This window comes from Aeromonas sp. R2-1 (assembly GCF_040908425.1).
In the GTDB taxonomy this organism is placed as follows: domain Bacteria; phylum Pseudomonadota; class Gammaproteobacteria; order Enterobacterales; family Aeromonadaceae; genus Aeromonas; species Aeromonas caviae.
Map to the genome: position 1 here is coordinate 111,891 of NZ_JBFODR010000015.1, position 21,407 is coordinate 133,297.

Consider the following 21,407-nt stretch of genomic DNA (forward strand, 5'->3'; position numbering starts at 1 on the left):
GGCCGAGGGCCCCATTTTTGTCTTGTTGCGTGGTCGGGTGTCTCTTCCCTGTCAGGGGAAAGGCGCACTCGCTTTGTCAAAAAGGCCCGTCAGGGCCTTTTTTCATGGTATGTCACCGGTTTACAGCGGTTTTTGCCACAGGCTGAGCAGCAGATCCTGCTCGAGGGCGTCGGGCCCCTGGTGGGTGAAGGCATGGCGCTGCTCGCCGCTGGCACGCCAGCCGAGGCGGCTGGTCTCCAGAATGTGCTCGCGCAGGCCCTGATCCAGCGCCGTACTGAACTGGGCGCGTTGCTGGGCAACATTGACAAGCCCGGTGAAGGCGGGCCAGCTCAGGGGATGTTCCATGCTCACCGGATTGAGGCTGACGCGCAATTGCCACTGATGGCGAGGGCCTGGCTGCACGTGGAGCAGATAGCCGCCCGGCGCCAGCCAGCTGACCAGGAGTTCCGTCTTAACCTTGAGGTCGTTGACCAGCAGCACCTGGGCCGTGCCAGGCTGCAGCGGGGCGCGCGCCGGGTCGGCGATGACGAACTGGCCTTCCGGTTGCGCCTTGTTGGCAGCGAAGATGGCATTCTTGGCCAGATCGAAACCGCCGACCTGCCAGCCGGGCAGCCGCTCAGCCAGGGCGCGGCAGTAGTACCCCTCGCCACAGCCGAGGTGGACAAGCTCGCGCTCGCCAAGAGGAGCGAGCAGGTTCGCCATGGCGTCCACCAGAGGCAGCTGGTGGCCTTGTTCCAGGAAGCGGCGCTTGGCGCGCAGCAGGGCCCGGCTGTCGCTGTCCTTGGGGTTCTTCTTGCCGGGGATGAGGTCCAGATAGCCTTCCGGTGCGGGATCGAAGTGGTGCTTGTTGTCGCAATAGACCCCGCGGGAGGCGGCATGAAGGTGCAGGGGGCTGCGGCAAAGGGGGCATTGAAGGTGCATAGGAGTTCTCTTGGCGAAGGCCATGACGGCGGGGCGCTCGGGATTATAGGGGAGAGGATCGGAAAAGGCTGCCATGGGCAGCCTTTTTATCCAACGGCGCTGTGCGGGCGCCGTCGGCGGAACCCGGTCAGCGGGTACCAAACACCACTATGGTCTTGCCGTGGGCGGAGATGAGCTCTTGCTCTTCCAACATCTTGAGGATGCGGCCGACGGTTTCACGGGAGCAGCCGACGATCTGGCCGATCTCCTGGCGGGTGATCTTGATCTGCATGCCATCCGGGTGGGTCATGGCATCCGGCTGTTTGGCCAGGTTGAGCAGGGTCTGGGCAATGCGGCCGGTCACGTCCAGGAAGGCGAGGTTGCCGACCTTCTGGCTGGTGTGTTGCAGGCGCTTGGCCATTTGACCGGATAGACGCATCAGGATGTCCGGGTTGACCTGGATCAGCTGGCGGAACTTCTTGTAGGAGATCTCGGCGACTTCACAGGCGCCTTTGGCACGCACCCAGGCGGAACGCTCCGGATTCTCGTTCTCTTCGAACATCCCCATCTCGCCCAGGAAATCCCCCTGATTCAGGTAGGAGAGGATCATCTCCTTGCCTTCGTCATCCTTGATCAGGACGGCGACGGTGCCCTTGACGATGTAGTAGAGGGTTTCCGCTTTTTCACCGGCGTGGATCAGGGTGCTCTTGGCGGGATACTTATGAATGTGGCAATGCGACAAGAACCACTCAAGGGTGGGATCGCTTTGCGGTTTGCCAATGATCATGAGACTTCCTCTGTAGTGTCATTTTTATGGACTGTGCGTCCAGGCAAGTTGCCAAGCTTGCCATTCCTTACTCTTTGGTCGCAGTAGAATAAGAGCCTTTGCCTGTGCTGACAAGGCTTTGGGGTTTTGCCGTCCACCGGTGAGCCGCCATCTGCTGCGTCGTCCGGGGCATTCTAGGCAAGAAGAGGAGGTCGGATGTTGATTTCGATCTATTTCCCTTTGGGTCGTCGCCCGTTTCGCAGGAGAGGCTTGTCGCCGCAAAACGGAGCTTTATCGCCGGGAACGGGCAAGATCCTGGCGCATGTGCCACTCGACCCCGGCTTGAGGTATGCTATGGGCGTTAGAACCGTCGTCATTGAGAGGAAAGTGAGAGATGAAAGCCAAGGTCAGCTGGGTGGAAGGCATGAAGTTTGTGGGGGAGAGCGAGTCCGGTCATCAGGTGACCCTGGATGGCGCCAACCCGGGTGAAGGTGCCAGCCCGATGGAGATGATCCTGCTGGCTGTCGGCGGTTGCAGCTCCATCGATGTGGTCTCCATCCTGGAGAAGGCCCGTCAGTCCGTGACCGCCTGCCATGTCGAACTGGAAGGGACCCGCGCCGATACCGTTCCCCGGGTATTTGAGCAGATCCACCTCAAGTTCGTGGTGACCGGCAAGGGTCTGGCGGAGAAGCAGGTCGCCCGTGCGGTGGATCTGTCCATGGAAAAATATTGTTCAGTTTCCCTGATGTTGGAAAAAGCGGTAGAAATTACCCATAGTTATCAAATCCTTGAGGGTTGACCGCTATAGTTTGTCCCGTCGATAACGCCATGACATAAGGAAAGTGCGATGAAAAAAATGATGATGTTGCTTCCCCTGTTCGGTCTGGCCGCCTGCAGCATGCCGCAGCCGACCCAGTATCAATACAGCCAGTATCAGTGCGGGGAAGAGTTGCTGGCCATCACCTATGATGCCCAGGCCGACATGGTGCAGTTCCCTTATGCCGGTGTCTATCACAAGCTGGGGCGCATCGAGTCGCCCAAAGAGACTGCCAGCTATTCCGACGGGGTGACTACCTTCTCCCGTCAGGACAAGCAGGCTACCCTGGTCAAGAGCGGTGTGACCCAGCTGACCTGCGAGTTGAAGTGACCCTGATGCCGTCACGGCGTGCATGGAAAACGGCCTGTGTGAAGCAGGCCGTTTTTGTTGAACGAGACATCACTCTGACGGTATCGAGCCCAGCAGCTGGGCGGCCAGTTGCTGGCTAAGCTGGCCACGGGCTTCCTCTGCGACGGGTACGTCGCTGGCGAGCTGGATGGCGCTGCTCCACACCGCTTTCTGGCTATGCCTGTCGAGCAGCACGACGGCCAGGGTCCCCTTGCGGGCATTGGCGGCGGCGTTCAGGCCCGGTGTCATGCCGAGGCGGGAGAAGATCTCGCCATCGCTCATGTCCTGGCTGCCAGCTACCCCGATGGCGACCCAGACGTCGGCCTCATCCAGGGGAACGCTGCGCCAGCCTTTGCCGTCCAGCTGTCGGATGACGGCCTGCTGTACCGGCTCGAGCCAGGGCGCGGCGCTGTTGCCCGCATACTGGAACTGTTCGGCCAGCGCATAGCGTGGTGTCGCCCCGTAGGTCCAATGCTCCGCCGGGCGAACCACCATGGTGCCCGTTTCGACCGTGGGTGCGGCGGGGCCGGAGCTGCAACCCCCCAGCAGGGTTGCCAGCATGAATGAGAGAAGTGCAGCGCGCATCGTTAAGCTCCTTGGCTCAGGTGATCTTGCCCGTTTCGATCAGTTGCTGGATCAGGGGGCGCAGGATCAGTTCCATTGCGAAGCCCATCTTGCCACCCGGCACGACGATGGTGTTCATCCTGGACATGAAGGCGCCGTCAATCATCGACAGCAGGTAGGGGAAGTCCACCTGTTTGATGCCCCGAAACCTGATCACCAGCATACTCTCGTCCAGGCTGGGTATCACCTTGGCGCTGAAGGGGTTGGAAGTATCGACGGTCGGCACCCGCTGGAAGTTGATGTGGGTGCGGGAGAACTGCGGCGTGATGAAGTTGATGTAGTCATCCATGGAACGCACGATGGAGTCGGTTACCGCCTCGCGGGAGTGGCCGCGTTCCGAGGTGTCGCGAATGAGCTTCTGGATCCACTCCAGGTTGACGATGGGCACCACGCCGATGAGAAAGTCCACGTGCCGCGCCACGTTGTGCTCCCCCGTGACCACGCCGCCATGCAGTCCTTCGTAGAACAACAGATCCGTCTCGCCGGGCAGATCCTGCCAGGGGGTGAAGGTGCCCGGCATCTGGTTGAAAGGCACCGCCTCGTCGAAGCTGTGCAGATAGCGCCGATACTGGCCGGTACCGCTCTGGCCATACTCCTGGAAAAAAGACTCGAGCAGACCGAAATCGTTAGCCTCCGGGCCGAAGTAGCTGATATGCCGCCCCTGCTCCCGGGCCTTGCGGATCGCCACGTCCATCTCGGGCCTGGTGTAGCGGTGAAAACTGTCCCCCTCGACCACGGCCGCCTTGTATCCAAGCTGGTGGAACATGGAGCGAAAGGCGTTGGTGGAGGTGGAAGTACCGGCACCGGACGAACCGGTGACCGCGATGATGGGATGCTTGGCGGACATAGAATTCTCTCTTCCTTGGGAGTTCCGTTATAAGGGGTGGCCCAAAGTGCGGTCAAGTGCGCCGTCATCCTCCTGCAGCCACCACGCTTCCCGGCAATAGCGGTGAACGAGGGCTGCCCTGTGCTCTGGGTACGTTGGAATAGGTGCTTCTGGATGGCGAACTGGCCATGCGGCCTGATGGTGCGAGTTGGATAGGGGGAGGGCGGGGTGAGCCGCCCGATAAGCCGTGACCGCGCTACGCTTGGGGGAAGTCGTCAGTGGGTGACTTGCTTAAATGAGTCTTTGGGACGACATTGACACTTTCGTGCAGCTCGCTGTAGACAAGCACGGCGCTACCTTGTAGCAATTGTTGCCTGACTGCTTCGACCTTGTCGGTCAGGCTGACATCCTGTTCACCGTATTCGGTGCCTTCTTGCAGCACAAAGTGTTCGAGCAGGTTGGTGAGGGTGTCCGGCTCCAGTTCTTGCCAGGGGATAATCATGATTTCATCTTCACTCAGTGGGTTGCGGATATTGTCGGTGTCTGGTCGGCAAGCGCAAGGGATTTGTCTCGTTTTGGACGAGGGGTGCCATGCAATCCATTGACGCACGCCGACCCTCCAGTCAATTCGAACAGCACCTGTTCGATGCCCGCCGCCGCGCCCTGAGCGCCGGTTTGCGCTGGTACTGGGTCATCAATCTCATCGCCCTCGTATTTCTGCTGACCCGTTTCTACATCTATCGGGATGCACACCTGGTACTGGTCGGCAACCTGCCCTGGTCATACAAATGGCAGCTCTTTGCCATGATAGGAGTCGGCCTGTTGCTGCCGCTCGGGTGGGGCTGGCTCTCCCGTCAATCCCATGCCATCTGGCTGGTGTCCCTGTGCGTCTGTGCCCTGGCCTGGGGGCTGGCCTGGGCCATGGTGGGTTACACCATCTCGATCGTCGACTTGAAGGGAGGCTTCAGCTTCATTTTCAACATGGTCAGTCTGTTGCTGCTGACCGGTCTTGTCGCCGCGTATTGCGATGTGCGGCTGTTTTACGCACTGGTGTCGGTCCCCCTGCTGTTCTTGTTGATGAGAGCCTCCTGGAGTCCTGAGCCCTTTGTTCTGGTCAACACCATCGTGGTCGGGGTCTTGCTGGTAGTGCTGGAGACGGGGCGGCGCATGCTCAACGGCTGGTTCGAGCTTGCGGTGTCAAGGGAACACGACAACCTGATGCTGGCAAACAAGATGAATGCCATGGCCAACCGGGATCCCCTGACCGGCATAGCCAACCGTCGCCACTTCGATCAGGCGTGCAAGCGTGCCATTGCGCAAGGCACCACCCAGGATGTACCGCTCACCGTGATCCTGCTCGATGTGGATTTCTTCAAGCGCTACAACGATCGCTATGGTCATCAGGCGGGGGATGAGTGCCTGATCCTGGTGGCCGAGTGCCTGGAGGAGAGTGTGCGGGAGCCCGGCGATCTGGTGGCGCGCTACGGGGGAGAGGAGTTCGTGGTGTTGCTGCAGGAGACGACGCTGGCCGGTGGCCAGGAGGTGGCGGAGCGCATTCGCGCCACTCTGGCGGCCAGGGCTCTGCCCCATGAGGATTCCGACGTAGCCCCCCACCTCACCCTGAGCCAGGGGATAGCCCAGTGGCGAGCCGGGGAGAGCCTCGTCATGCTGCTCGAGCGGGTCGATGGCGCCCTCTATCAGGCCAAGGAAGAGGGGCGCAACGGTTACCGGTTCGCCCCCTGAGTCTGTTCCCGCAACCACTGGCTGATGCGCTCATCCAGCCAGAAGCGGGGGCGCCAGGGAGAGCCGTGCAGGAAGCCCACGTGGCCGCCCTGGCGGCTCAGCTCGTAGCGCACCAGAGGGGAGAGCTGCTCCGCCGCCGGAATGACGGCATCGGTCATGAAGGGATCGTCGGCGGCGTGAATGACGAGGGTCGGGATGGGAATGCGGGCCAGCAGGCTCAGGCCGGAGCAGGTCTGGTAGTAGTGATCGGCGCTTTCGAAACCATGGAGTGGTGCCGTCACCAGCTCGTCGAACTCCCTCAGTGTGGCGATGCGGGTGATCTGGGCCGGCTGCCAGCGCGCCCGTGCCGCGCTCTGGCGCCGGATCTTGCTTTGCAGGTTGGTTCGCATGGTGCGCAGCAGGTAGTTCTGATAGACCCGTGAGAAGCCCTGATTGACCCGATCGGCACAGCTTGCCAGTTGCAGCGGGGCCGACACTACCACCGCCGCCTTCAATGGTGCCGGGCAGGCCCGCGCCAGCAGATTGACCAGCATGTTGCCCCCCAGGGAATAGCCGATGGCGACCAGGGGACGGCCAGGAAAACGCCGCCCCAGCTCGACAATCACCGCCTGGGCGTCCTCGATGGCGCCTGAGTGATAGGCCTGCAGCAGCCGATTCGGCTCGCCACTGCACCCCCGAAAGTGCATCAGCACCGCCTCGTTCCCTTGCCGCTGCAGGTGGGCAAAGAGCCCCTTGGCATAGTGGGAGTGAATGCTCCCCTCCAGTCCGTGGAACACCACCACCAGGGGTTGTTCATCCTGGACGGGTTCGCCGCTCCAGGCCAGATCAACGAAATCGCCGTCCGGAAGTTCGAAGCGCTCCTGGATGAAGCGGGCAGGCGAGCGGCGCAGCCACTTGGGCAAAATGGTTTGCAGATGGGGGTTGCGGGCCCACCAGGGGGCGTGAAAGTGGCTTTCTGTCAACATGCAACGACTCGGAAGAGCAGGGAGGAAAAGGNCCCTTGGCTCGCCGCGACATCAGGCCATCAGACGATCGTGGTGCTCGGCGCCGCGCAGCATGGCCTGGATCAGTTCGTTGGCTTCAAACTTGGTGAGCGCCTCGTGGGCGCCGACCTGATGGGCCCGCTCCACGCTGATCTCGCTGGAGAGGGAGGTGTGCAGGATGATGTAGGCTCCCGCCAGCTTGGCATCGCTCTGCACCTCGAAGGCCAGCTCGTAACCATCCAGTCCCGGCATCTCTATATCGCTCACCAGGATGTCGATCCGCTTGCCCTGGGAGACCCGGGTCTGCATCAGGGTGAGGGCGTCGCGTCCGTTGGTGCAGACCTCGTAGGGGATGTTGATGTAATCGAGCGCCGCCATGAGCTGGCGACGGGCGACAGAGGAGTCGTCCACCAGCAGGATCCGCATCGGCTTGAGCCGCTCGCGCTGCACGTCGGTCAGCACGGGGTAGAGATGGCTGGGATCGTCCGGATAGACCCGCGACAGGATGAGTTCCACATCCAGCAACTGGATCAACTGATCTCCCACCCGGGTCACGCCGGTGACGAAGACGTTCTGTCCCAAGGAGGGAGGGGGCGGCTCGATGTCACGCCAGTTGCACTCAGTGATCTTGTCGATGCCCCGCACCAGAAAGCCCACCAGGGTGCGGCGGCAATCGGTGATGATGATGAAGCAGTGGGGCATCTCCTCCCGGGTGATGGGGCGGTAGCCCACGGCCATTGCCATGTCGATCACCGGGATGGTGGTGCCGCGCATGCTGGCGGCACCGAGCACGGTGGGATGGGATTGTGGCAGGGCGGTGAGCTGGGTGTAGGGCACGATCTCCTTCACCTTGAGGGTACCGATGGCGAAGGATTGTCTGGCAGAGAGGTGGAACAGCAACATGCCCTGGGATTGGTTGGCCTTGCTCGTCATGGCGGATGTCCTGTTGATCTAGTCGGTGACGGTCAATCGGGTGTTCAGCATAAAGGATGGTGACATGAATGACTCCTTTGTTGTTAGCGGCGGTGAGCCGCAAAACTGGATTTCTTTTGCCATCCTTTTATGCCTCTCTTATCGGGTCGCGGACGGCTGAGGGGAGAGGGGCGCCCCGAGCCATTGCAGATGAGCCTCGGCCAGCGCGCTTTCATCCCGATAACCCAGCCTGTTCACCACCTGTGACGGTGTGCTGCCGCTTCGCAGCAGGCGAATCCCCTGCAACAGTTGCCACTGATCCTGCAGTGCCTGGGCGTCCGGGCCCTCGAGACCGCGAGTGCCCAGCAGGGTCTGCCAGGCAGCCACGCTATCCGGCTGCGCTCTGGCCAGGGCTTGCCAGGCATCTTGCAGTGCCTGATCCCCCAGTGACGAGATGGTGCAGCCATGCAACTCATCTCCCACCACTTGCAGCCGCTGCCCATAGGGGCCTTGCCAGTCGCGTGGGCGTGACCAGGCCGCCAGGCTGTCCAGCAGTGCGTCCATCAACGGGCTTGCTTGCAACCAGCCAGCCTGGGCGGGCTGGGGCACCCGCACGGAGCAGGCCAGCAGATCATGCTGGCAGCCAGCCAGAGGGGTGAAGGCGGCGAGGGCATCGGCACAGAGCCAGAAGTGGCTGCCAGGTGTCAGCAGCAGCTCATGGGCACCCAATTTCAGCAGCGCCGCCCCCTGGGTGACGCGCAGCAATTGGCCCATGGGGGAGCGCTTGCGGGGGCCGACCTGAAGGGTGGAAGTGGAAAAATGCTGATATTCGATGGCGTGATGCATGTAAAAACCCTGATATGATGCTGCCTGGAGGTAACAAAAATGGAAACCAGACGTAAAAAGCGCTTCATTGCCGGGGCGGTTTGCCCGGCGTGCGGCAAGATGGACACCATGATGCTGTATATGGAGCATGGAGTCGAGAAGGTGACCTGTGTCGAGTGCGGGGATACCCAGGTGCAGACTCAGGAGCAGGTGGACAAGGCGACGCGTGAGGCGGAGCAGGTGATAGGGGTGTTTCGTCCCGAGTGAGTGGCATGCCTCAAGGTGATGGTACGCCGGTCAGGCTGGTCGCTGTTGATGACTTTTTCATCACACCGAAGCCGGACCGACCATATGCTTGTCTGCCTTTTTGAGGTATTCTGAGCCCGTTTTTTTCTATCCGCAGGATCCCTGACATGAAAGTAGCTCCCCTGAGCGTGGTTACGCTGGAATACACGGTCACCGACGAACACGGTGAAGTCATCGACACCACTGTCGGTAAAGAGCCGCTGGTGTATCTGCACGGTACCCGTTACCTGGTCTCCGGCCTCGAAGCCGAGCTGGAAGGTCGCAGCGTGGGCGAGGCGTTCGACGTCACCCTGACGCCGAACCAGGCCTATGGCGAGTACGACGAGAATCTGGTGCAGGAAGTGCCCGGCGAGCTGTTCGACGGCATGGAAGTGTCTGAAGGGGATACTTTTGTGGCCGAGACCGACGATGGTCACCGCCCGGTGACCGTCATCGAGGTGTCCGAGGAGTTCATCAAGGTGGACGGCAACCATCCCCTGGCTGGCGTGACCCTGGGCTTCAAGGTCGAGATCAAGGACGTGCGTGCCGCGACCGCCGAAGAGCTGGCCCACGGCCATGTGCACGGCGCCGGTGGCTGCGGTCACGATCATGGTCATGACCATGATCACGATCATGACCACGGTGGCTGCTGTGGCGGCCATGGTCACAACCATGCACACGATCACGGCGACGATCACGGTCACGGTGGTTGCTGCGGTGGTGGCGGTTGTGGTGGCAAGGGCCATCAGCACTGATCACGGCCTGGCCGATGATAAAAAAACCCGCGCATGGCGCGGGTTTTTTTATGGCTGGCACGCATCAGTAGTGCGGTGGCGGCGTCTCTTCGGCCATGCTGGCGATCTGGCTCGGCTGTACGCTCTGCAATTTATCCACCAGTAGATGGATCTGGTGTTTGAGCCGGTCCAGCTCGCGACCCTGGGTGGTGACCTCGTCGTTGAGCTGCTCCACCGTGTATTCGGCAAAAGCGAGGCGGCTTTCCAGGGTTTCGAGGCGTTCGTTTAGTTGCTGACTCATGGGCCTTTTGGTCCTTACTTGATAGTCCAGATTTCAGCCAGGCCACTGGAGCTGGCACTGACGAGGTGGTTATTGTCGCGCAAAGCCACGCCATAGACCACAGCGCTCGGTGGTTTCACCTTGGGATGGGGCGAGACGCGCCAGCTCTGCAACGGCTGGCCGTCACTCACCTGCCACAGAGTGAGCTGGCGGGAGGGGGCGCCGGTGATGAGCCAGTTGCCGCCGTTGGCAAAGCGGGCGCTGGTGTAGACCTCGAAGCGGTGATCGTATTGCAACCTGCTGTGCTCCTTGCCGGTTTTGAGATCCCAGATGCTGGCCTGGCGACTGTCTGCGGTGAAGGCGAAGCGTCCGGACGGATCCAGTCTCGCCATCACGACTCGCCCGGCGTGGTTGAAGCGCCACACCACCTGGCCCGTGCGGGTATCCCACAGATAGGCGCTGTAATCGTTGCCGCCGGTGAGGGCATAGCGACCATTGGGGGAGAGATCCACCGTGTTGACCTGTTCGGTGTGGCCGAGGAATTGCAGCCGGCGTCCGGTCTGGGTGTCGACCACTTCCGCCTTGCCGTCTTCACGGCCGATGAGCACCTGGCGGCCATCCGCCGAGATCGCCGCATCGCGCAGGCGGGATTCTGGCAGGGAGTAGTAGCCCTGGGAGCGGCCATCCTGCAAGCGCCAGATGGCGAAGGTGTGCTGGGTGGCGGTGATGGCATGGCTGTCATCGGGGGAGAAGCGGGTCAGGGTGACGAACTCCTCCTGGTCGTCGCTCTGGCGCCAGCGCCAGCGCTCTTTGCCCTGTTCCAGATCCCACACCACAGTGCCCTGACTCAGGCTGGAGACGAGCGCGAGCTTGCCGGAACTGGCGAGATCCGCGCTCAGCAGCCCCTGGTTGGCGAGGTGGATCTGCTGGCTGGGAAGTGAGCGTTGTTCGCACCCCGTCAGCATCAGGCAAATACCGATGAGATAAATGGCACTTTTGATCATTTTTCCTGTCTCATGCTTTCGTTACCTGCGATCACGGCGTTAGTATAAGGCGCTTATCACGATAAACCTCTCATTTCACGAAGGAACCGAGAGCGGTATTTAGAGTTTTGGAGAAACTGATGAACAATTTTCTGAAGGTGTCCCTGTTGGCTGCGGCGGTTGCCGTCGGTCTGACTGCTTGCCAAAAAGATGAGAAACCTGCTGCGACCAACACCGCAGAGGTCAAGGCAGAAGCCAGCAAGCCGGCAGAGGCCCCCAAGGCTGAGGCCAAGAGCTTTGAAGAGCAATCCGGCTATGCGATCGGCCTCTCCATGGGTCGTTATATCGCCAATACCCTGGAGCGCCAGCAGGAGCTCGGTATCAAGCTGGACAACACCGTGATCCTGAAGGGTGTCACCGACGGTCTGGGCAAAGAAGCCAAGATGACCGACGAGGAGATCCAGAAGGTTCTGCAGGAATACGACGCCAAGATCAACGAGCTGACCAAGGCGAAGGCCGACAAGGATGCCGTCGAAAACCTGAAGAAGGGTGAAGAGTTCCTGGCTGCCAACGCCAAGAAAGAGGGCGTGAAGAGCACCGAGTCCGGCCTGCAATATCAGGTCGAGAAGATGGGTGACGGCGCCAAGCCGAAAGCCACCGACATCGTCAAGGTGCACTACACCGGTACCCTGACCGATGGCACCAAGTTTGACAGCTCCGTCGATCGCGGCGAGCCGGCTACCTTCCCGCTCAACCAGGTGATCCCGGGCTGGACCGAAGGGGTGCAATTGATGCCGGTCGGCTCCAAGTTCAAGTTCTTCCTGCCGTCCAAGCTGGCCTATGGCGAGCACGGTGCAGGTTCCATCCCGGCCAACGCCGTGCTGGTATTTGACGTAGAGCTGCTGGCCATCGAAAAACCGGCTGCCGATGGCGACAACGCCAAGAAATAAGCTCAAAGCACCATAAAAACGGCTCCCCAGGGAGCCGTTTTTGCTTGTGTATTGTCGCAATCCCCCGGATAAAGCGATGAGGCCGTCTTGAGTGTGTGGCGGCTAGCCCCCAGAATAGACAACAAAATCAAGCGCAAGGATGGATCTCGTGGCTGAAAGCAAACCCCGTGTCCTGTTGGTGGAAGATACCCGCAGTCTGGCGGTCGTCTATGAGCAGTATCTGGCCCAGGATGGCTACGAGGTGCAGCTGGCAGATTGTGGCCAGCAGGCTTTGGCACAATTGCTGGCAAGCCCGCCCCCCGTGGTGCTGCTCGACCTGGAGTTGCCCGACATGTCCGGCATGGACATCTTGCAGCAGATCACGGAGCGGCAACTGCCCTGCTCCGTGGTGGTGATCACCGCTCACGGCTCGGTGGATGTAGCGGTGGAGGCGATGCGGTTCGGGGCCTTCGATTTTCTCACCAAGCCGTTCGATGGCAAGCGCCTGTGCGCCACGGCGCGCAATGCCCTGAAACACCAGCAGCTCAGCTCGCTGGTGGCCCAGTATCGGGAAAACTTCGAGCGCAGCTCCTTTGCCGGTTTCATCGGCGCCTCCATGGCGATGCAGGCGGTCTATCGCATCATCGAGAGCGCGGCGCCGAGCAAGGCTACCGTCTTCATCACTGGCGAGAGCGGCACCGGCAAGGAGGTGTGCGCCGAGGCCATCCACCAGTGCAGCCCGCGTCGAGATCAGCCCTTCATCGCCCTCAACTGCGCCGCCATTCCCCATGACCTGATGGAGAGCGAGATCTTCGGCCACGTGAAGGGGTCGTTTACCGGTGCCCAGGGGGATCGCAAGGGGGCGGCCAGTCTGGCGGACGGCGGTACCCTCTTCCTCGACGAGATCTGCGAGATGGATCTCGACCTGCAGAGCAAGCTGCTGCGTTTCATTCAGACCGGCACCCTGCAGCGGGTCGGCAGCGGCAAGCTGGAGACGGTGGATGTGCGCTTTGTCTGCGCCACCAACCGGGATCCCCTGGTGGAGGTCAAGGCCGGACGGTTTCGTGAAGACCTTTACTACCGCCTGCACGTGATCCCGCTGGCGCTGCCCCCCCTGAGGGAGCGGGGAGAGGACATCCTGCTGCTGGCCCGGGAGTTGCTGCTGCGTTATGCCGGTGAGGAGAACAAGCGGTTCAGGGATTTTGATGCGGACGCAGTGCAGGTGCTGCTCGACTACCCCTGGCCCGGCAACGTGCGCGAGCTGCAAAACGTGGTGCGCAACATAGTGGTGCTCAATGATGGCGAGCTGGTGAGCCCGGATATCCTGCCACCTCCCCTCAACGGGGGGCGTACCCTGGCCCCGGAGCCTGTGGTCGGAATGGCGGATCCCCAGTCAGAATCCGTCGTCGTTCTCAGGCAGGTCCGTCCGCTCTGGCAGGTGGAGAAGGAGGCCATCGAGCAGGCCATCGCCAGTTGTGACGGCAACATCCCCAAGGCGGCGGCCCTGCTGGAAATAAGCCCTTCCACGATTTATCGCAAGAAGCAGAGCTGGGAAGAGGCGAGTCCGGCCTGAGCCGTCACCTCTGCTCCCGGGCAGACATGCTGATGTGCGGGGCGGCCAATTGGTCGCCCCGCACGCTTATCAGAGTTTGGCGAGCAGCTTGAGCCTGGCCAGTCGTTCTGCCTCGTTGGCGGTGAACCAGCCATCCTGTGACAGCAGAAACCAGGCGCGGGCAAAGTACTCGGTCGCCGCGGGATCATTGAGCACGAGTGCATTCTCCCCCAGCTCCTCGAACACATAGCCATCCTCGGGGGTGCCTGCGGCGGCCATGTCGTCGCGCAACTGCGCCAGTTCGGCCATGGCCTGTTCATGGCGCTCCTGGGCCCGGCTCAGGCGCGCCAGACTCCAGCGGGCGATAAAGGCTTTGCCCTGGTTGTTGTGCTGCTCGTGCCAGGCCAGGCACTTTTGCTGACAGGCGATGGCCTCGTCGAGGCGACCCAGCTCGAACAGGGTCCAGCCCTGATTGTTATAGAGGGTGGCGAGCCAGCCTCGCGTCCGCTTGTCGTGACTGCGCTCGGCCAGGGTCATCGCCAGCTGGTGCCAGTGGCTCTGCTCCTCCAAGGGGGCGGCGATGGCCACCATGTGGGCCGCATCGATGGCCAGATAGTGTTCTTCGTGCTGCTCTCCCAGTTGCCAGGCCTGTTCAAACAGGGCTTTGGCGCTGACCTTGTCACCGGCGGAGTTGAAGGTGCGGCCACGCTCCAGCAAGGCGCGCAGGCGGGCCCGTGGAGTCGCCTCGGTGAGGCGGGGTTCTATCTCGTCGAGCAGCTGGTGCGCCTGTGCAAACTGGCGTTGCAGCGAATGGGTACGGGCTATCTGGGTGAGGAGCTCCAGCTCCCATTGCAGGTTGGTGGCACGCGCCTCGGGCAGCAGTGCTTGAAAACGCTGGGCGCTGGCAACGGGATCCTGATAATCCCACAGCGCCATGAAATCGGGCGGATTGTTCATCTGGCCTCCATGCCGGTTATCCGCCCACCAAGATGCCTGAAGGCCATTCTTTGTACAAGAAGGGGGGCTGGCGCCATCGTGACGCCAGCGTTTGCCGATCAGTAGACCATGGCAAGGCTCATCAGCATCAGACCCAGGGCAGCAAAGGCTCCCTCCTTGATAGCCAGGCGCGGTACCAGTGCCTTGGGCAGGGCAGGGAACAGGCTCAGGGCAAAGCCGAACCCCGGCATCAGCCAGTGGAAAGCAGGGCTTCGCAGGGCGGGATCCGCATTGCCATTGATGACGATGAGCAGGATAAAGAGGGTGAAGGCGGGCAGGATAAACCAGCGGGCATGGCCGGCGGCGACCGCCCGCAGTGGCGAGATGCGATAGAGCACCAGGGTCACGAGGAAGAGGGCGAGGGGAGCCAGCAGATAGAGCGGGGCCGGGTTCATGATGAGGGTCTCCTGACAAGGGGGGCAGAGTGTAGGCAGTCCGGGTGGGGAATGACCAGTCCCCCGCGCCCGGGCTGTGAAGCGGATCGCAGGGCAAAGGTTTGCCTGGGCAGGATCAGCGGAACCAGAACCAGAGCACGGCAAATACCAGCCAGCTCAGCATCAGCAGGATCCAGGGCAGCGGGTGCTGGCGGGTGAGCTCGATGACCTCGGCTTCGCTCTCCTCTTCCGGCGTCTCTTGGGAAGAGTGCCTGGCTTTGGCTTGCAGTTTCTTCTGGCGGTTGGCTTCGCGGGCCTTCGCTTTCATCTGTTTCTTGTATTCGTCTATGCCCTTCTGGATCCCCTGGGCGATGAGCTGGGTCTGCTCCTTGGTCTGCCCCGGCTTCTGGTTGGCACGGGCGATTTTCATCGCCTCCTGCTGGGTTTCGGGGGAAATTTTGTCGTACTTGGCCATTCCAGGCACTCCTTGGCATTGATTGGCGGGCAGTATGCCATAACCGTTACCGGCGGGCTGCCATCATGGGGGAAATTGCTCTGCGAGTGGGGCCTCTGTTCCAAATAGGGGAAACAGGTTGCGTGGATGATCACATTTGGCGGAATTTGTGAGTCGCCGATGAAAAACCGTCACATGTTGTTTGTTATATTACCGCCCGATCCTGGATAGGGTCGTCCAATAACAAAATAACAAGGTGATATGGAAATGAATTATAAATTTGTCAAAGGAAGTATCGCACTGGCAGTGCTTGCCGCATTGAGCGGCTGCAATACCTCAAGCAACGACAGCGTCGCCCCCTGCACCGAAAATGTCTGCAAGCTGACCATTTTGCATACCAATGATACCCACGGTCGTTTCTGGCACAACGACAAGGGCGAATATGGCATGGCGGCCCAGAAGACCCTGGTCGAGCGGCTGCGTGCCGAGGCGAAAGCGGCGGGCAGCGAAGTGCTGGTGCTCTCCGGCGGTGACGTCAATACCGGGGTGCCAGAGTCGGATCTGCAGGATGCAGAGCCGGACTTCATGGCCATGAACAGCATCCGTTACGATGCCATGGCGGTGGGCAACCACGAGTTCGACAACCCCCTGACCATCCTCGAGAAACAGCGCCAGTGGGCCCAGTTCCCGATGATCTCCGCCAACATCTATGACAAGACGAGCGGCAAGCGCTACTTCGATCCCTACAAGGTGTTCAAGCTGGAGAGCGGCCTCAAGGTCGCCGTGCTGGGTCTGACCACAGAGGACACCGCCCAGCTGGTGGATCCCAACAACGTCCAGACCCTGGAGTTCCGCGATCCGACCACGGAAGCCGCCAATCTCGGCAAGCAGATCCGCGACAACAAAGAGGCGAACCTGGTTCTTGCCATCACCCACATGGGCCATTACGAGAATGGTCAGCACGGCAGCAACGCACCGGGTGACGTGGAGATGGCCCGTGCACTGCCGGCAGGCACCCTGGACGCCATCATCGGTGGTCACTCCCAGAACCCGGTCTGCATGGAGCCGGGCACCCCGGACAAGTACGCCGACTTCAAGCCGGGCGACGACTGCCAGCCGGATCAGCAGAACGGCACCTGGATCATGCAGGCTCACGAGTGGGGCAAGTATGTGGGTCGTGCCCAGTTTGACTATCAGAATGGCAAGCTGACCCTGACCCAGTACGATCTGATCCCGGTCAACCTGAAGAACGCGGACGGTGATTTCATCCAAGAAGAGATCGTCAAGGATCCCGAGCTCTACAACACCCTGCTCACCTATCAGGAGAAGGGACAGCAGGAGCTGGGCGTGGTTATCGGTGCCACCGATGGCGTACTGGACGGTGAGCGCGCCAACGTGCGCAACAAGCAGACCAACCTGGGTCGTCTCATCACCACCGCGACCGCCGAGAAGCTGAGCACCGACTTTGGCATCGTCAACTCCGGTGGGGTGCGTGCCTCCATCGCGGCAGGGGACATCAGCTACCGTGACGTGCTGACCGTGCATCCGTTCGGCAACACCGTCAACAAGGCGACCATGAGCGGCAACGAGCTGCTGACCTACCTGGGCCAGGTTGCGACCAAGACCGCCAATACCGGTGGCTATGCCCAGTTCGGCGGCATCAAGATGACGGTGGATTGCCAGGCCAAGAGCGTGGACATCGCCACCATCGGCGGGAAGGCCTTCGATCCGGCGGCAACCTACAGCTTCTCCATCCCGAGCTTCAGCGCGGCCGGTGGTGACGGTTATCCGAAGATCGACACCATCAATGCCGGTCTGGTGGATGCCGGTGTGCTGAAGGATTATATCGCAGCGAAGAAGACCATTCAGGTCGCCGATTATCAGCCGGCCGGCGAGGTCAGCTATATCAACTCCACCTCGGTAGAGGGTTGCAAATAATCCCTGCACCCCGAGCCAATAAAAAAGAGAGGCAGCCATGGCTGCCTCTCTTTTTATTTTCAATGTCATCAGCAGTGTCTCTCGGGAAATATATCCGGTCACGGGGAGCTGCCTCGAAATAGGGCATGACACGATCTGATGGCAATAAAAAGGCGACCCTGAGGTCGCCTTGATGAAATGGGTCGGTTGAACCTTAGAGCTGCTCGATGCCGACGATATGCCAGGGGGCATTGTCCTTGGCGAGATCACGCTCGAGGTGCCACACCTCCTTGATATCCTCCTCGACCTGCTCCTGACGGTCCATGTAGCGGCCGCTGAAGCGCACGCTCACCTGGGCCCAGTCGCTGCCGTAGTCGGCACGGACCAGCTGGGTGTCCACGTACATCACCTCGGTGTGCTGCTCACCGGAGAGCTCGGCGCGTTCGGCCTTGAGGTGCTCGAACAGCTCGGGGCTCACGTACTCGCGGATCTTCTCCAGGTCGTTCTTGTTCCAGGCCTCTTGCAGGGTGCGGTAGTGATCGCGGGCACCGGCCAGGAAGCCGTTCATGTCAAAGCCCGGGGGCAGACGGAAGGGCACGTCGCTGTCGGCAAAACCGGTGGCCTGCGGGGCGCTGTGGCTCTGCTCGAACTGCTGGGGGGCCGCGCTCTGGGGCGGTTGATAGCCCGCATAGGCCGTCTGTGGCTGGGCCGCTGCCGCCTTGTTCCTGCGCAGGGCTCGGAACAGGAAGACACCGCCCAGTGCCAGCAGGGCGATCAGCAGGAAGTCCATCCCTTGCAGACCTTCGAAGGCACCGCTGCCCAGCAGGTAGGCGAACAGGCCGCCGGCCAGCAGACCACCCAGCAGGCCGCCCATCATGCCGCCTTTCTTGGGTGCCTGGGCGCCCACGGTCGGGTTCTTGGTGTCGACCGGCTTGGCCGCAGGTTGGGCCGGGGCCGTCTTGTAGCTCTTGCCAAAGGATTTGCCGCCACCAAGTTTCTTGGCCTCGGCGATGGGTGCCCCAAGGCCAATGGCCAGGATCAGGGCAAACAGGGTCAGCATCTTTTTCATTTTGACTCTTTCACTCTCATGTAGGTGGGGGCATGCTCTGCTTGTGCAAGCTCAGCGAGGCGCATGGCAGGCTGCCAGTCCCTTTTTGTGTTGCAGCTTGCGGGTATGATTATCACGGATGGCATGAATTATTCATGAACAGATTGAGTCGTCCGACAGGGGAGGCGCCCATGAAACAAAGACGGCCGAGTCGCTCGGTGCGCAGGCTGCGCAACAAACAAAGAGCAAGAACGAAAGATCAGACCCTGGTCTGGCCCTTTCTCGTACTGTGAGGCAGGTCTGCGGCGCAGAAGTGGATGGCGCTGACGAGGCCAGGGTCCCGTCTTGTCGCCGGATGCGATGACGGGACGTATTAGCACTCGCGATGGCGGGGTTTCTTTTGTAAAATTCCCGTCCCCTTCCCGCTGCGGTTTTTATGTGTATGGCAGAGCAAGTGACGGCGAAAAAAGACGCCAAGACACAACAGCTGAAAGTACCTCCCCACTCTTTTGAGGCCGAACAGTCCGTACTGGGCGGCCTGATGCTGGACAACGAGGCCTGGGATCGGGTCGCCGAACGGGTGATCGACAAGGATTTCTACAGCCGCCCGCACCGCCTGATCTTCCAGGCCATGACCCGCCTCTCCAACGCGGGCAACCCCATCGACCTCATCACTCTGCAGGAGGAGCTCGAGCGCTCCGAGCAACTGGAAGAGGCCGGTGGCTTCGCCTATCTGGTGGAGATCGCCAAGAACACCCCGAGTGCCGCCAACATCAGTGCCTACGCCGAGATCGTGCGTGAGCGGGCGGTGGTGCGGGAGATGATCTCGGTCGCCAACGAGATAGTCGAAGCGGGCTACGAGCCCCAGGGGCGTACCTCCAACGATCTGCTGGACTTGGCCGAGAGCAAGGTATTCCAGATCGCCGAACAGCGCACCAGCGCCAACGAGGGCCCCCAGCCGCTCAAGCTCATCCTCGAGCAGACCGTCGACAAGATTGAAGAGCTGTTCAAGACCCCCCACAACGGGGTGACCGGCGTATCGTCCGGCTACAACGATCTGGACAAGATGACCGCCGGCCTGCAGCGTTCGGATCTGGTCATCGTCGCCGCCCGTCCTTCCATGGGCAAGACCACCTTTGCCATGAACCTGTGCGAGCACGCGGCCCTCACCGCCGACAAGCCGGTGCTGATCTTCTCCCTCGAGATGCCCTCCGAGCAGATCATCATGCGTATGCTCGCCTCGGTGGGCCGCATCGACCAGACCAAGGTGCGGACCGGCCAGCTCGACGACGAGGATTGGGCGCGGCTCTCCTCCACCATGGGGCTGCTGCTGGAGAAGGGGAAGATGTACATCGACGACTCCTCCGGCCTCACCCCGACCGAAGTGCGCTCCCGTGCCCGTCGGGTGGCGCGGGACAACGGCGGCATCAGCATGATCATGGTGGACTACCTGCAACTGATGCGGGTGCCGGCGCTGTCTGACAACCGTACTCTGGAAATCGGTGAAATCTCCCGCTCCCTCAAGGCGCTGGCGAAAGAGCTGCAGTGCCCCGTGGTGGCGCTCTCCCAGCTCAACCGAAGCCTGGAACAGCGGGCCGACAAGCGCCCGGTCAACTCGGATCTGCGGGAATCGGGCTCCATCGAGCAGGATGCGGACTTGATCATGTTCATCTACCGCGACGAGGTCTATCACGACGACAGCCCCGACAAGGGGATCGCCGAGATCATCATCGGCAAGCAGCGTAACGGCCCCATAGGACGAGTGCGGCTCACCTTCCAGGGTCAGTTCTCGCGTTTTGACAACTACGCGGGCCCGGCGTTTGACGATGACTACTAAGTAAGTCGGGAGCCTGCTCCCGGCATCCATAAACAGTTTTCCCGGTTCGACAATTCTGCCGGTCCGGCCTTAGACGATGAGATTTGAGGGCTGACACCACCCGGTGCCTGATTATCATGCCCTCGTAAGGGAAAACAGATGAAAGCGGCTATCGCCCAGATCAACACAGCGGCCCTGCGCCACAATCTCGCCGTGGTGAAACGCCACGCCCCCCAATGCAAGATCATTGCCGTGGTCAAGGCCAATGCCTACGGCCACGGCCTGCTACCGGTCGCCCGCACCCTGGTGGATGCGGACGCCTACGCGGTGGCCCGCATCGAAGAGGCGCTGATGCTGCGCTCCTGCGCCGTGGTCAAGCCCATCGTGCTGCTGGAGGGCTTCTTCAGCGCCGCCGACCTGCCGGTGCTGGCGGCCAACAACCTGCAGACCGCGGTGCACACCTGGGAGCAGCTCGAGGCGCTGGAGCAGGCGGAGCTGCCTGCCCCCGTAGTGGCCTGGCTCAAGCTCGATACCGGCATGCACCGCCTCGGGGTACGGGCCGAGGAGATGCCCGCCTTTATCGAGCGCCTCGGCAAGTGCAAGAACGTGGTGCAGCCGTTCAATGTCATGACTCACTTCAGCCGCTCCGATGAGCTGGAGCAACCCACCACCCGCGAGCAGATCGACCTGTTCAGCCAGCTGACCGCGCCGCTCAAGGGTGAGCGGGCCATGGCCAACTCGGCGGGCATCCTGGCCTGGCCGGATTCCCACTGCGACTGGGTGCGCCCCGGCGTCATCCTCTACGGCGTGTCGCCTTTCCCCAATACGGTGGCGGCGGATTACGACCTGCAGCCGGTGATGACCCTCAAGACACAACTGATCGCGGTGCGGGATCACAAGGCGGGCGAGCCGGTGGGTTATGGCGCCAACTGGGTGTCGGATCGCGATACCCGGCTCGGGGTCATTGCCATCGGTTACGGCGACGGCTATCCGCGCATGGCCCCCAACGGCACGCCTGTGCTGGTCAATGGCCGCATCGTGCCCCTGGTGGGTCGCGTCTCCATGGACATGACCACGGTGGATCTCGGTCCCGGCGCCACCGACAAGGCCGGCGACGAGGCTGTGCTCTGGGGGGAAGGGCTGCCGGTGGAGCGGGTGGCCGACCAGATCGGCACCATTCCCTATGAGCTCATCACCAAGCTCACCTCCCGCGTCTTTATGGAGTATGTGTAGGCGAGTCGCCTCTCATCCCCCACCCTTCTCCCGCGAGGGGAGAAGGGAGAACAAAAAGGCCG

General features: G+C 61.5%; 24 protein-coding genes. 10 read left to right on the forward strand and 14 right to left on the reverse strand.

Annotated elements, in window-relative coordinates:
- Nucleotides 1-120 precede the first annotated feature (120 nt).
- Both AB5Y80_RS03655 and crp read right to left on the reverse strand, forming a co-directional pair.
- Nucleotides 121-921, reverse strand: coding sequence for a putative RNA methyltransferase (locus AB5Y80_RS03655; RefSeq protein ID WP_368172528.1), 801 nt, complete (start codon nucleotides 919-921; stop codon nucleotides 121-123).
- Nucleotides 922-1,048: 127 nt separating this feature from the next.
- On the reverse strand, nucleotides 1,049-1,687 hold the full coding sequence (crp, locus tag AB5Y80_RS03660; RefSeq protein ID WP_010673237.1) for a cAMP-activated global transcriptional regulator CRP: 639 nt from the start codon (nucleotides 1,685-1,687) through the stop codon (nucleotides 1,049-1,051).
- A gap of 373 nt (nucleotides 1,688-2,060) precedes the next feature.
- Here crp and AB5Y80_RS03665 point away from each other — a divergent pair, with 373 nt between their 5' ends.
- Together AB5Y80_RS03665 and AB5Y80_RS03670 are read left to right on the forward strand one after the other, a co-directional pair.
- Nucleotides 2,061-2,465 (forward strand): OsmC family protein, encoded by a 405-nt coding sequence (locus tag AB5Y80_RS03665; protein ID WP_010673238.1) that lies wholly within the window; start codon nucleotides 2,061-2,063, stop codon nucleotides 2,463-2,465.
- A gap of 48 nt (nucleotides 2,466-2,513) precedes the next feature.
- The gene (locus AB5Y80_RS03670) at nucleotides 2,514-2,813 is read left to right on the forward strand and encodes a hypothetical protein (protein ID WP_010673239.1); all 300 of its coding nucleotides are present in this window, start codon (nucleotides 2,514-2,516) and stop codon (nucleotides 2,811-2,813) included.
- A gap of 69 nt (nucleotides 2,814-2,882) precedes the next feature.
- On the opposite strand, the gene AB5Y80_RS03675 is transcribed toward AB5Y80_RS03670, so the two are convergent.
- The 3 genes from AB5Y80_RS03675 to AB5Y80_RS03685 form a co-directional block, all read right to left on the reverse strand.
- Nucleotides 2,883-3,416, reverse strand: a complete 534-nt coding sequence (locus AB5Y80_RS03675) for a hypothetical protein (RefSeq protein WP_319904133.1) — start codon at nucleotides 3,414-3,416, stop codon at nucleotides 2,883-2,885.
- Nucleotides 3,417-3,432: 16 nt separating this feature from the next.
- Nucleotides 3,433-4,302, reverse strand: coding sequence for a phosphoribulokinase (locus AB5Y80_RS03680; RefSeq protein ID WP_010673241.1), 870 nt, complete (start codon nucleotides 4,300-4,302; stop codon nucleotides 3,433-3,435).
- Between the two features lie 235 nt (nucleotides 4,303-4,537).
- Complete coding sequence (locus tag AB5Y80_RS03685; RefSeq protein ID WP_010673242.1) at nucleotides 4,538-4,783, reverse strand: YheU family protein; 246 nt, start codon at nucleotides 4,781-4,783, stop codon at nucleotides 4,538-4,540.
- A gap of 89 nt (nucleotides 4,784-4,872) precedes the next feature.
- Between AB5Y80_RS03685 and AB5Y80_RS03690 the strand changes: the two genes are divergently transcribed.
- Nucleotides 4,873-6,024 carry a GGDEF domain-containing protein gene (locus tag AB5Y80_RS03690; RefSeq protein WP_010673243.1) on the forward strand — a complete coding sequence of 384 codons (1,152 nt, stop codon included), beginning with the start codon at nucleotides 4,873-4,875 and terminating at the stop codon, nucleotides 6,022-6,024.
- Here AB5Y80_RS03690 and AB5Y80_RS03695 read toward each other — a convergent pair.
- The 3 genes from AB5Y80_RS03695 to AB5Y80_RS03705 all read right to left on the reverse strand — a co-directional run bounded on the left by AB5Y80_RS03695 (nucleotide 6,006) and on the right by AB5Y80_RS03705 (nucleotide 8,765).
- Nucleotides 6,006-6,989, reverse strand: coding sequence for a hydrolase (locus tag AB5Y80_RS03695; RefSeq protein ID WP_323879738.1), 984 nt, complete (start codon nucleotides 6,987-6,989; stop codon nucleotides 6,006-6,008). The genes AB5Y80_RS03690 and AB5Y80_RS03695 overlap by 19 nt on opposite strands.
- Nucleotides 6,990-7,040: 51 nt before the next feature.
- The gene (locus AB5Y80_RS03700; protein WP_039040047.1) at nucleotides 7,041-7,940 is read right to left on the reverse strand and encodes a chemotaxis protein; all 900 of its coding nucleotides are present in this window, start codon (nucleotides 7,938-7,940) and stop codon (nucleotides 7,041-7,043) included.
- 138 nt (nucleotides 7,941-8,078) lie between these two features.
- Nucleotides 8,079-8,765: a hypothetical protein gene (locus AB5Y80_RS03705; RefSeq protein WP_301479823.1), complete on the reverse strand. Its 687-nt coding sequence runs from the start codon at nucleotides 8,763-8,765 to the stop codon at nucleotides 8,079-8,081.
- 39 nt (nucleotides 8,766-8,804) lie between these two features.
- Here AB5Y80_RS03705 and AB5Y80_RS03710 point away from each other — a divergent pair, with 39 nt between their 5' ends.
- A complete protein-coding gene (locus AB5Y80_RS03710) occupies nucleotides 8,805-9,011 on the forward strand; it encodes a YheV family putative zinc ribbon protein (RefSeq protein WP_010673247.1) in 207 nt (68 codons plus the stop codon).
- 146 nt (nucleotides 9,012-9,157) lie between these two features.
- A complete protein-coding gene (gene slyD, locus AB5Y80_RS03715) occupies nucleotides 9,158-9,784 on the forward strand; it encodes a peptidylprolyl isomerase (protein WP_103244369.1) in 627 nt (208 codons plus the stop codon).
- Nucleotides 9,785-9,848: 64 nt separating this feature from the next.
- Here the strand turns inward: slyD and AB5Y80_RS03720 are convergent, their stop codons facing one another.
- Nucleotides 9,849-10,064: a SlyX family protein gene (locus AB5Y80_RS03720; protein ID WP_010673249.1), complete on the reverse strand. Its 216-nt coding sequence runs from the start codon at nucleotides 10,062-10,064 to the stop codon at nucleotides 9,849-9,851.
- A 14-nt stretch (nucleotides 10,065-10,078) separates the two neighbouring features.
- On the reverse strand, nucleotides 10,079-11,047 hold the full coding sequence (locus tag AB5Y80_RS03725; protein WP_368172529.1) for a WD40 repeat domain-containing protein: 969 nt from the start codon (nucleotides 11,045-11,047) through the stop codon (nucleotides 10,079-10,081).
- A 119-nt stretch (nucleotides 11,048-11,166) separates the two neighbouring features.
- On the opposite strand from AB5Y80_RS03725, the gene fkpA reads away from it, so the two are divergent.
- Both fkpA and AB5Y80_RS03735 read left to right on the forward strand, forming a co-directional pair.
- Complete coding sequence (gene fkpA / locus AB5Y80_RS03730) at nucleotides 11,167-11,976, forward strand: FKBP-type peptidyl-prolyl cis-trans isomerase (protein ID WP_029313875.1); 810 nt, start codon at nucleotides 11,167-11,169, stop codon at nucleotides 11,974-11,976.
- Between the two features lie 148 nt (nucleotides 11,977-12,124).
- Nucleotides 12,125-13,528, forward strand: coding sequence for a sigma-54 dependent transcriptional regulator (locus AB5Y80_RS03735; protein WP_323941845.1), 1,404 nt, complete (start codon nucleotides 12,125-12,127; stop codon nucleotides 13,526-13,528).
- Nucleotides 13,529-13,597: 69 nt separating this feature from the next.
- On the opposite strand, the gene AB5Y80_RS03740 is transcribed toward AB5Y80_RS03735, so the two are convergent.
- From AB5Y80_RS03740 to AB5Y80_RS03750, 3 genes are all read right to left on the reverse strand, one after another.
- The gene (locus AB5Y80_RS03740; protein WP_323940108.1) at nucleotides 13,598-14,464 is read right to left on the reverse strand and encodes a tetratricopeptide repeat protein; all 867 of its coding nucleotides are present in this window, start codon (nucleotides 14,462-14,464) and stop codon (nucleotides 13,598-13,600) included.
- Between the two features lie 98 nt (nucleotides 14,465-14,562).
- A complete protein-coding gene (locus AB5Y80_RS03745) occupies nucleotides 14,563-14,898 on the reverse strand; it encodes a hypothetical protein (RefSeq protein WP_201920540.1) in 336 nt (111 codons plus the stop codon).
- A 115-nt stretch (nucleotides 14,899-15,013) separates the two neighbouring features.
- Nucleotides 15,014-15,352 (reverse strand): DUF2956 domain-containing protein, encoded by a 339-nt coding sequence (locus AB5Y80_RS03750; protein WP_042016818.1) that lies wholly within the window; start codon nucleotides 15,350-15,352, stop codon nucleotides 15,014-15,016.
- A 246-nt stretch (nucleotides 15,353-15,598) separates the two neighbouring features.
- Between AB5Y80_RS03750 and ushA the strand changes: the two genes are divergently transcribed.
- Nucleotides 15,599-17,269: a bifunctional UDP-sugar hydrolase/5'-nucleotidase UshA gene (gene ushA, locus AB5Y80_RS03755; RefSeq protein ID WP_041211202.1), complete on the forward strand. Its 1,671-nt coding sequence runs from the start codon at nucleotides 15,599-15,601 to the stop codon at nucleotides 17,267-17,269.
- 193 nt (nucleotides 17,270-17,462) lie between these two features.
- Here ushA and AB5Y80_RS03760 read toward each other — a convergent pair whose 3' ends face one another.
- Nucleotides 17,463-18,317: a Tim44 domain-containing protein gene (locus AB5Y80_RS03760; protein ID WP_010673257.1), complete on the reverse strand. Its 855-nt coding sequence runs from the start codon at nucleotides 18,315-18,317 to the stop codon at nucleotides 17,463-17,465.
- Between the two features lie 421 nt (nucleotides 18,318-18,738).
- Here AB5Y80_RS03760 and dnaB point away from each other — a divergent pair, with 421 nt between their 5' ends.
- Nucleotides 18,739-20,133: a replicative DNA helicase gene (gene dnaB / locus AB5Y80_RS03765; RefSeq protein ID WP_039040054.1), complete on the forward strand. Its 1,395-nt coding sequence runs from the start codon at nucleotides 18,739-18,741 to the stop codon at nucleotides 20,131-20,133.
- A gap of 138 nt (nucleotides 20,134-20,271) precedes the next feature.
- Entirely contained in the window at nucleotides 20,272-21,345 is a 1,074-nt protein-coding gene (alr, locus tag AB5Y80_RS03770; RefSeq protein ID WP_041214623.1) for an alanine racemase, read from the forward strand.
- Nucleotides 21,346-21,407 lie beyond the last annotated feature (62 nt).

Excerpts from the sequence above, each read along its gene's own strand:
- AB5Y80_RS03655 (WP_368172528.1), bottom strand. The coding sequence starts at position 921 with ATGCACCTTCAATGCCCCCTTTGCCGCAGCCCCCTGCACCTTCATGCC.
- crp (WP_010673237.1), bottom strand. The coding sequence starts at position 1,687 with ATGATCATTGGCAAACCGCAAAGCGATCCCACCCTTGAGTGGTTCTTG.
- AB5Y80_RS03665 (WP_010673238.1), top strand. The coding sequence starts at position 2,061 with ATGAAAGCCAAGGTCAGCTGGGTGGAAGGCATGAAGTTTGTGGGGGAG.
- AB5Y80_RS03670 (WP_010673239.1), top strand. The coding sequence starts at position 2,514 with ATGAAAAAAATGATGATGTTGCTTCCCCTGTTCGGTCTGGCCGCCTGC.
- AB5Y80_RS03675 (WP_319904133.1), bottom strand. The coding sequence starts at position 3,416 with ATGCGCGCTGCACTTCTCTCATTCATGCTGGCAACCCTGCTGGGGGGT.
- AB5Y80_RS03680 (WP_010673241.1), bottom strand. The coding sequence starts at position 4,302 with ATGTCCGCCAAGCATCCCATCATCGCGGTCACCGGTTCGTCCGGTGCC.
- AB5Y80_RS03685 (WP_010673242.1), bottom strand. The coding sequence starts at position 4,783 with ATGATTATCCCCTGGCAAGAACTGGAGCCGGACACCCTCACCAACCTG.
- AB5Y80_RS03690 (WP_010673243.1), top strand. The coding sequence starts at position 4,873 with ATGCAATCCATTGACGCACGCCGACCCTCCAGTCAATTCGAACAGCAC.
- AB5Y80_RS03695 (WP_323879738.1), bottom strand. The coding sequence starts at position 6,989 with ATGTTGACAGAAAGCCACTTTCACGCCCCCTGGTGGGCCCGCAACCCC.
- AB5Y80_RS03700 (WP_039040047.1), bottom strand. The coding sequence starts at position 7,940 with ATGACGAGCAAGGCCAACCAATCCCAGGGCATGTTGCTGTTCCACCTC.
- AB5Y80_RS03705 (WP_301479823.1), bottom strand. The coding sequence starts at position 8,765 with ATGCATCACGCCATCGAATATCAGCATTTTTCCACTTCCACCCTTCAG.
- AB5Y80_RS03710 (WP_010673247.1), top strand. The coding sequence starts at position 8,805 with ATGGAAACCAGACGTAAAAAGCGCTTCATTGCCGGGGCGGTTTGCCCG.
- slyD (WP_103244369.1), top strand. The coding sequence starts at position 9,158 with ATGAAAGTAGCTCCCCTGAGCGTGGTTACGCTGGAATACACGGTCACC.
- AB5Y80_RS03720 (WP_010673249.1), bottom strand. The coding sequence starts at position 10,064 with ATGAGTCAGCAACTAAACGAACGCCTCGAAACCCTGGAAAGCCGCCTC.
- AB5Y80_RS03725 (WP_368172529.1), bottom strand. The coding sequence starts at position 11,047 with ATGATCAAAAGTGCCATTTATCTCATCGGTATTTGCCTGATGCTGACG.
- fkpA (WP_029313875.1), top strand. The coding sequence starts at position 11,167 with ATGAACAATTTTCTGAAGGTGTCCCTGTTGGCTGCGGCGGTTGCCGTC.
- AB5Y80_RS03740 (WP_323940108.1), bottom strand. The coding sequence starts at position 14,464 with ATGAACAATCCGCCCGATTTCATGGCGCTGTGGGATTATCAGGATCCC.
- AB5Y80_RS03745 (WP_201920540.1), bottom strand. The coding sequence starts at position 14,898 with ATGAACCCGGCCCCGCTCTATCTGCTGGCTCCCCTCGCCCTCTTCCTC.
- AB5Y80_RS03750 (WP_042016818.1), bottom strand. The coding sequence starts at position 15,352 with ATGGCCAAGTACGACAAAATTTCCCCCGAAACCCAGCAGGAGGCGATG.
- ushA (WP_041211202.1), top strand. The coding sequence starts at position 15,599 with ATGAATTATAAATTTGTCAAAGGAAGTATCGCACTGGCAGTGCTTGCC.
- AB5Y80_RS03760 (WP_010673257.1), bottom strand. The coding sequence starts at position 18,317 with ATGAAAAAGATGCTGACCCTGTTTGCCCTGATCCTGGCCATTGGCCTT.
- dnaB (WP_039040054.1), top strand. The coding sequence starts at position 18,739 with ATGGCAGAGCAAGTGACGGCGAAAAAAGACGCCAAGACACAACAGCTG.
- alr (WP_041214623.1), top strand. The coding sequence starts at position 20,272 with ATGAAAGCGGCTATCGCCCAGATCAACACAGCGGCCCTGCGCCACAAT.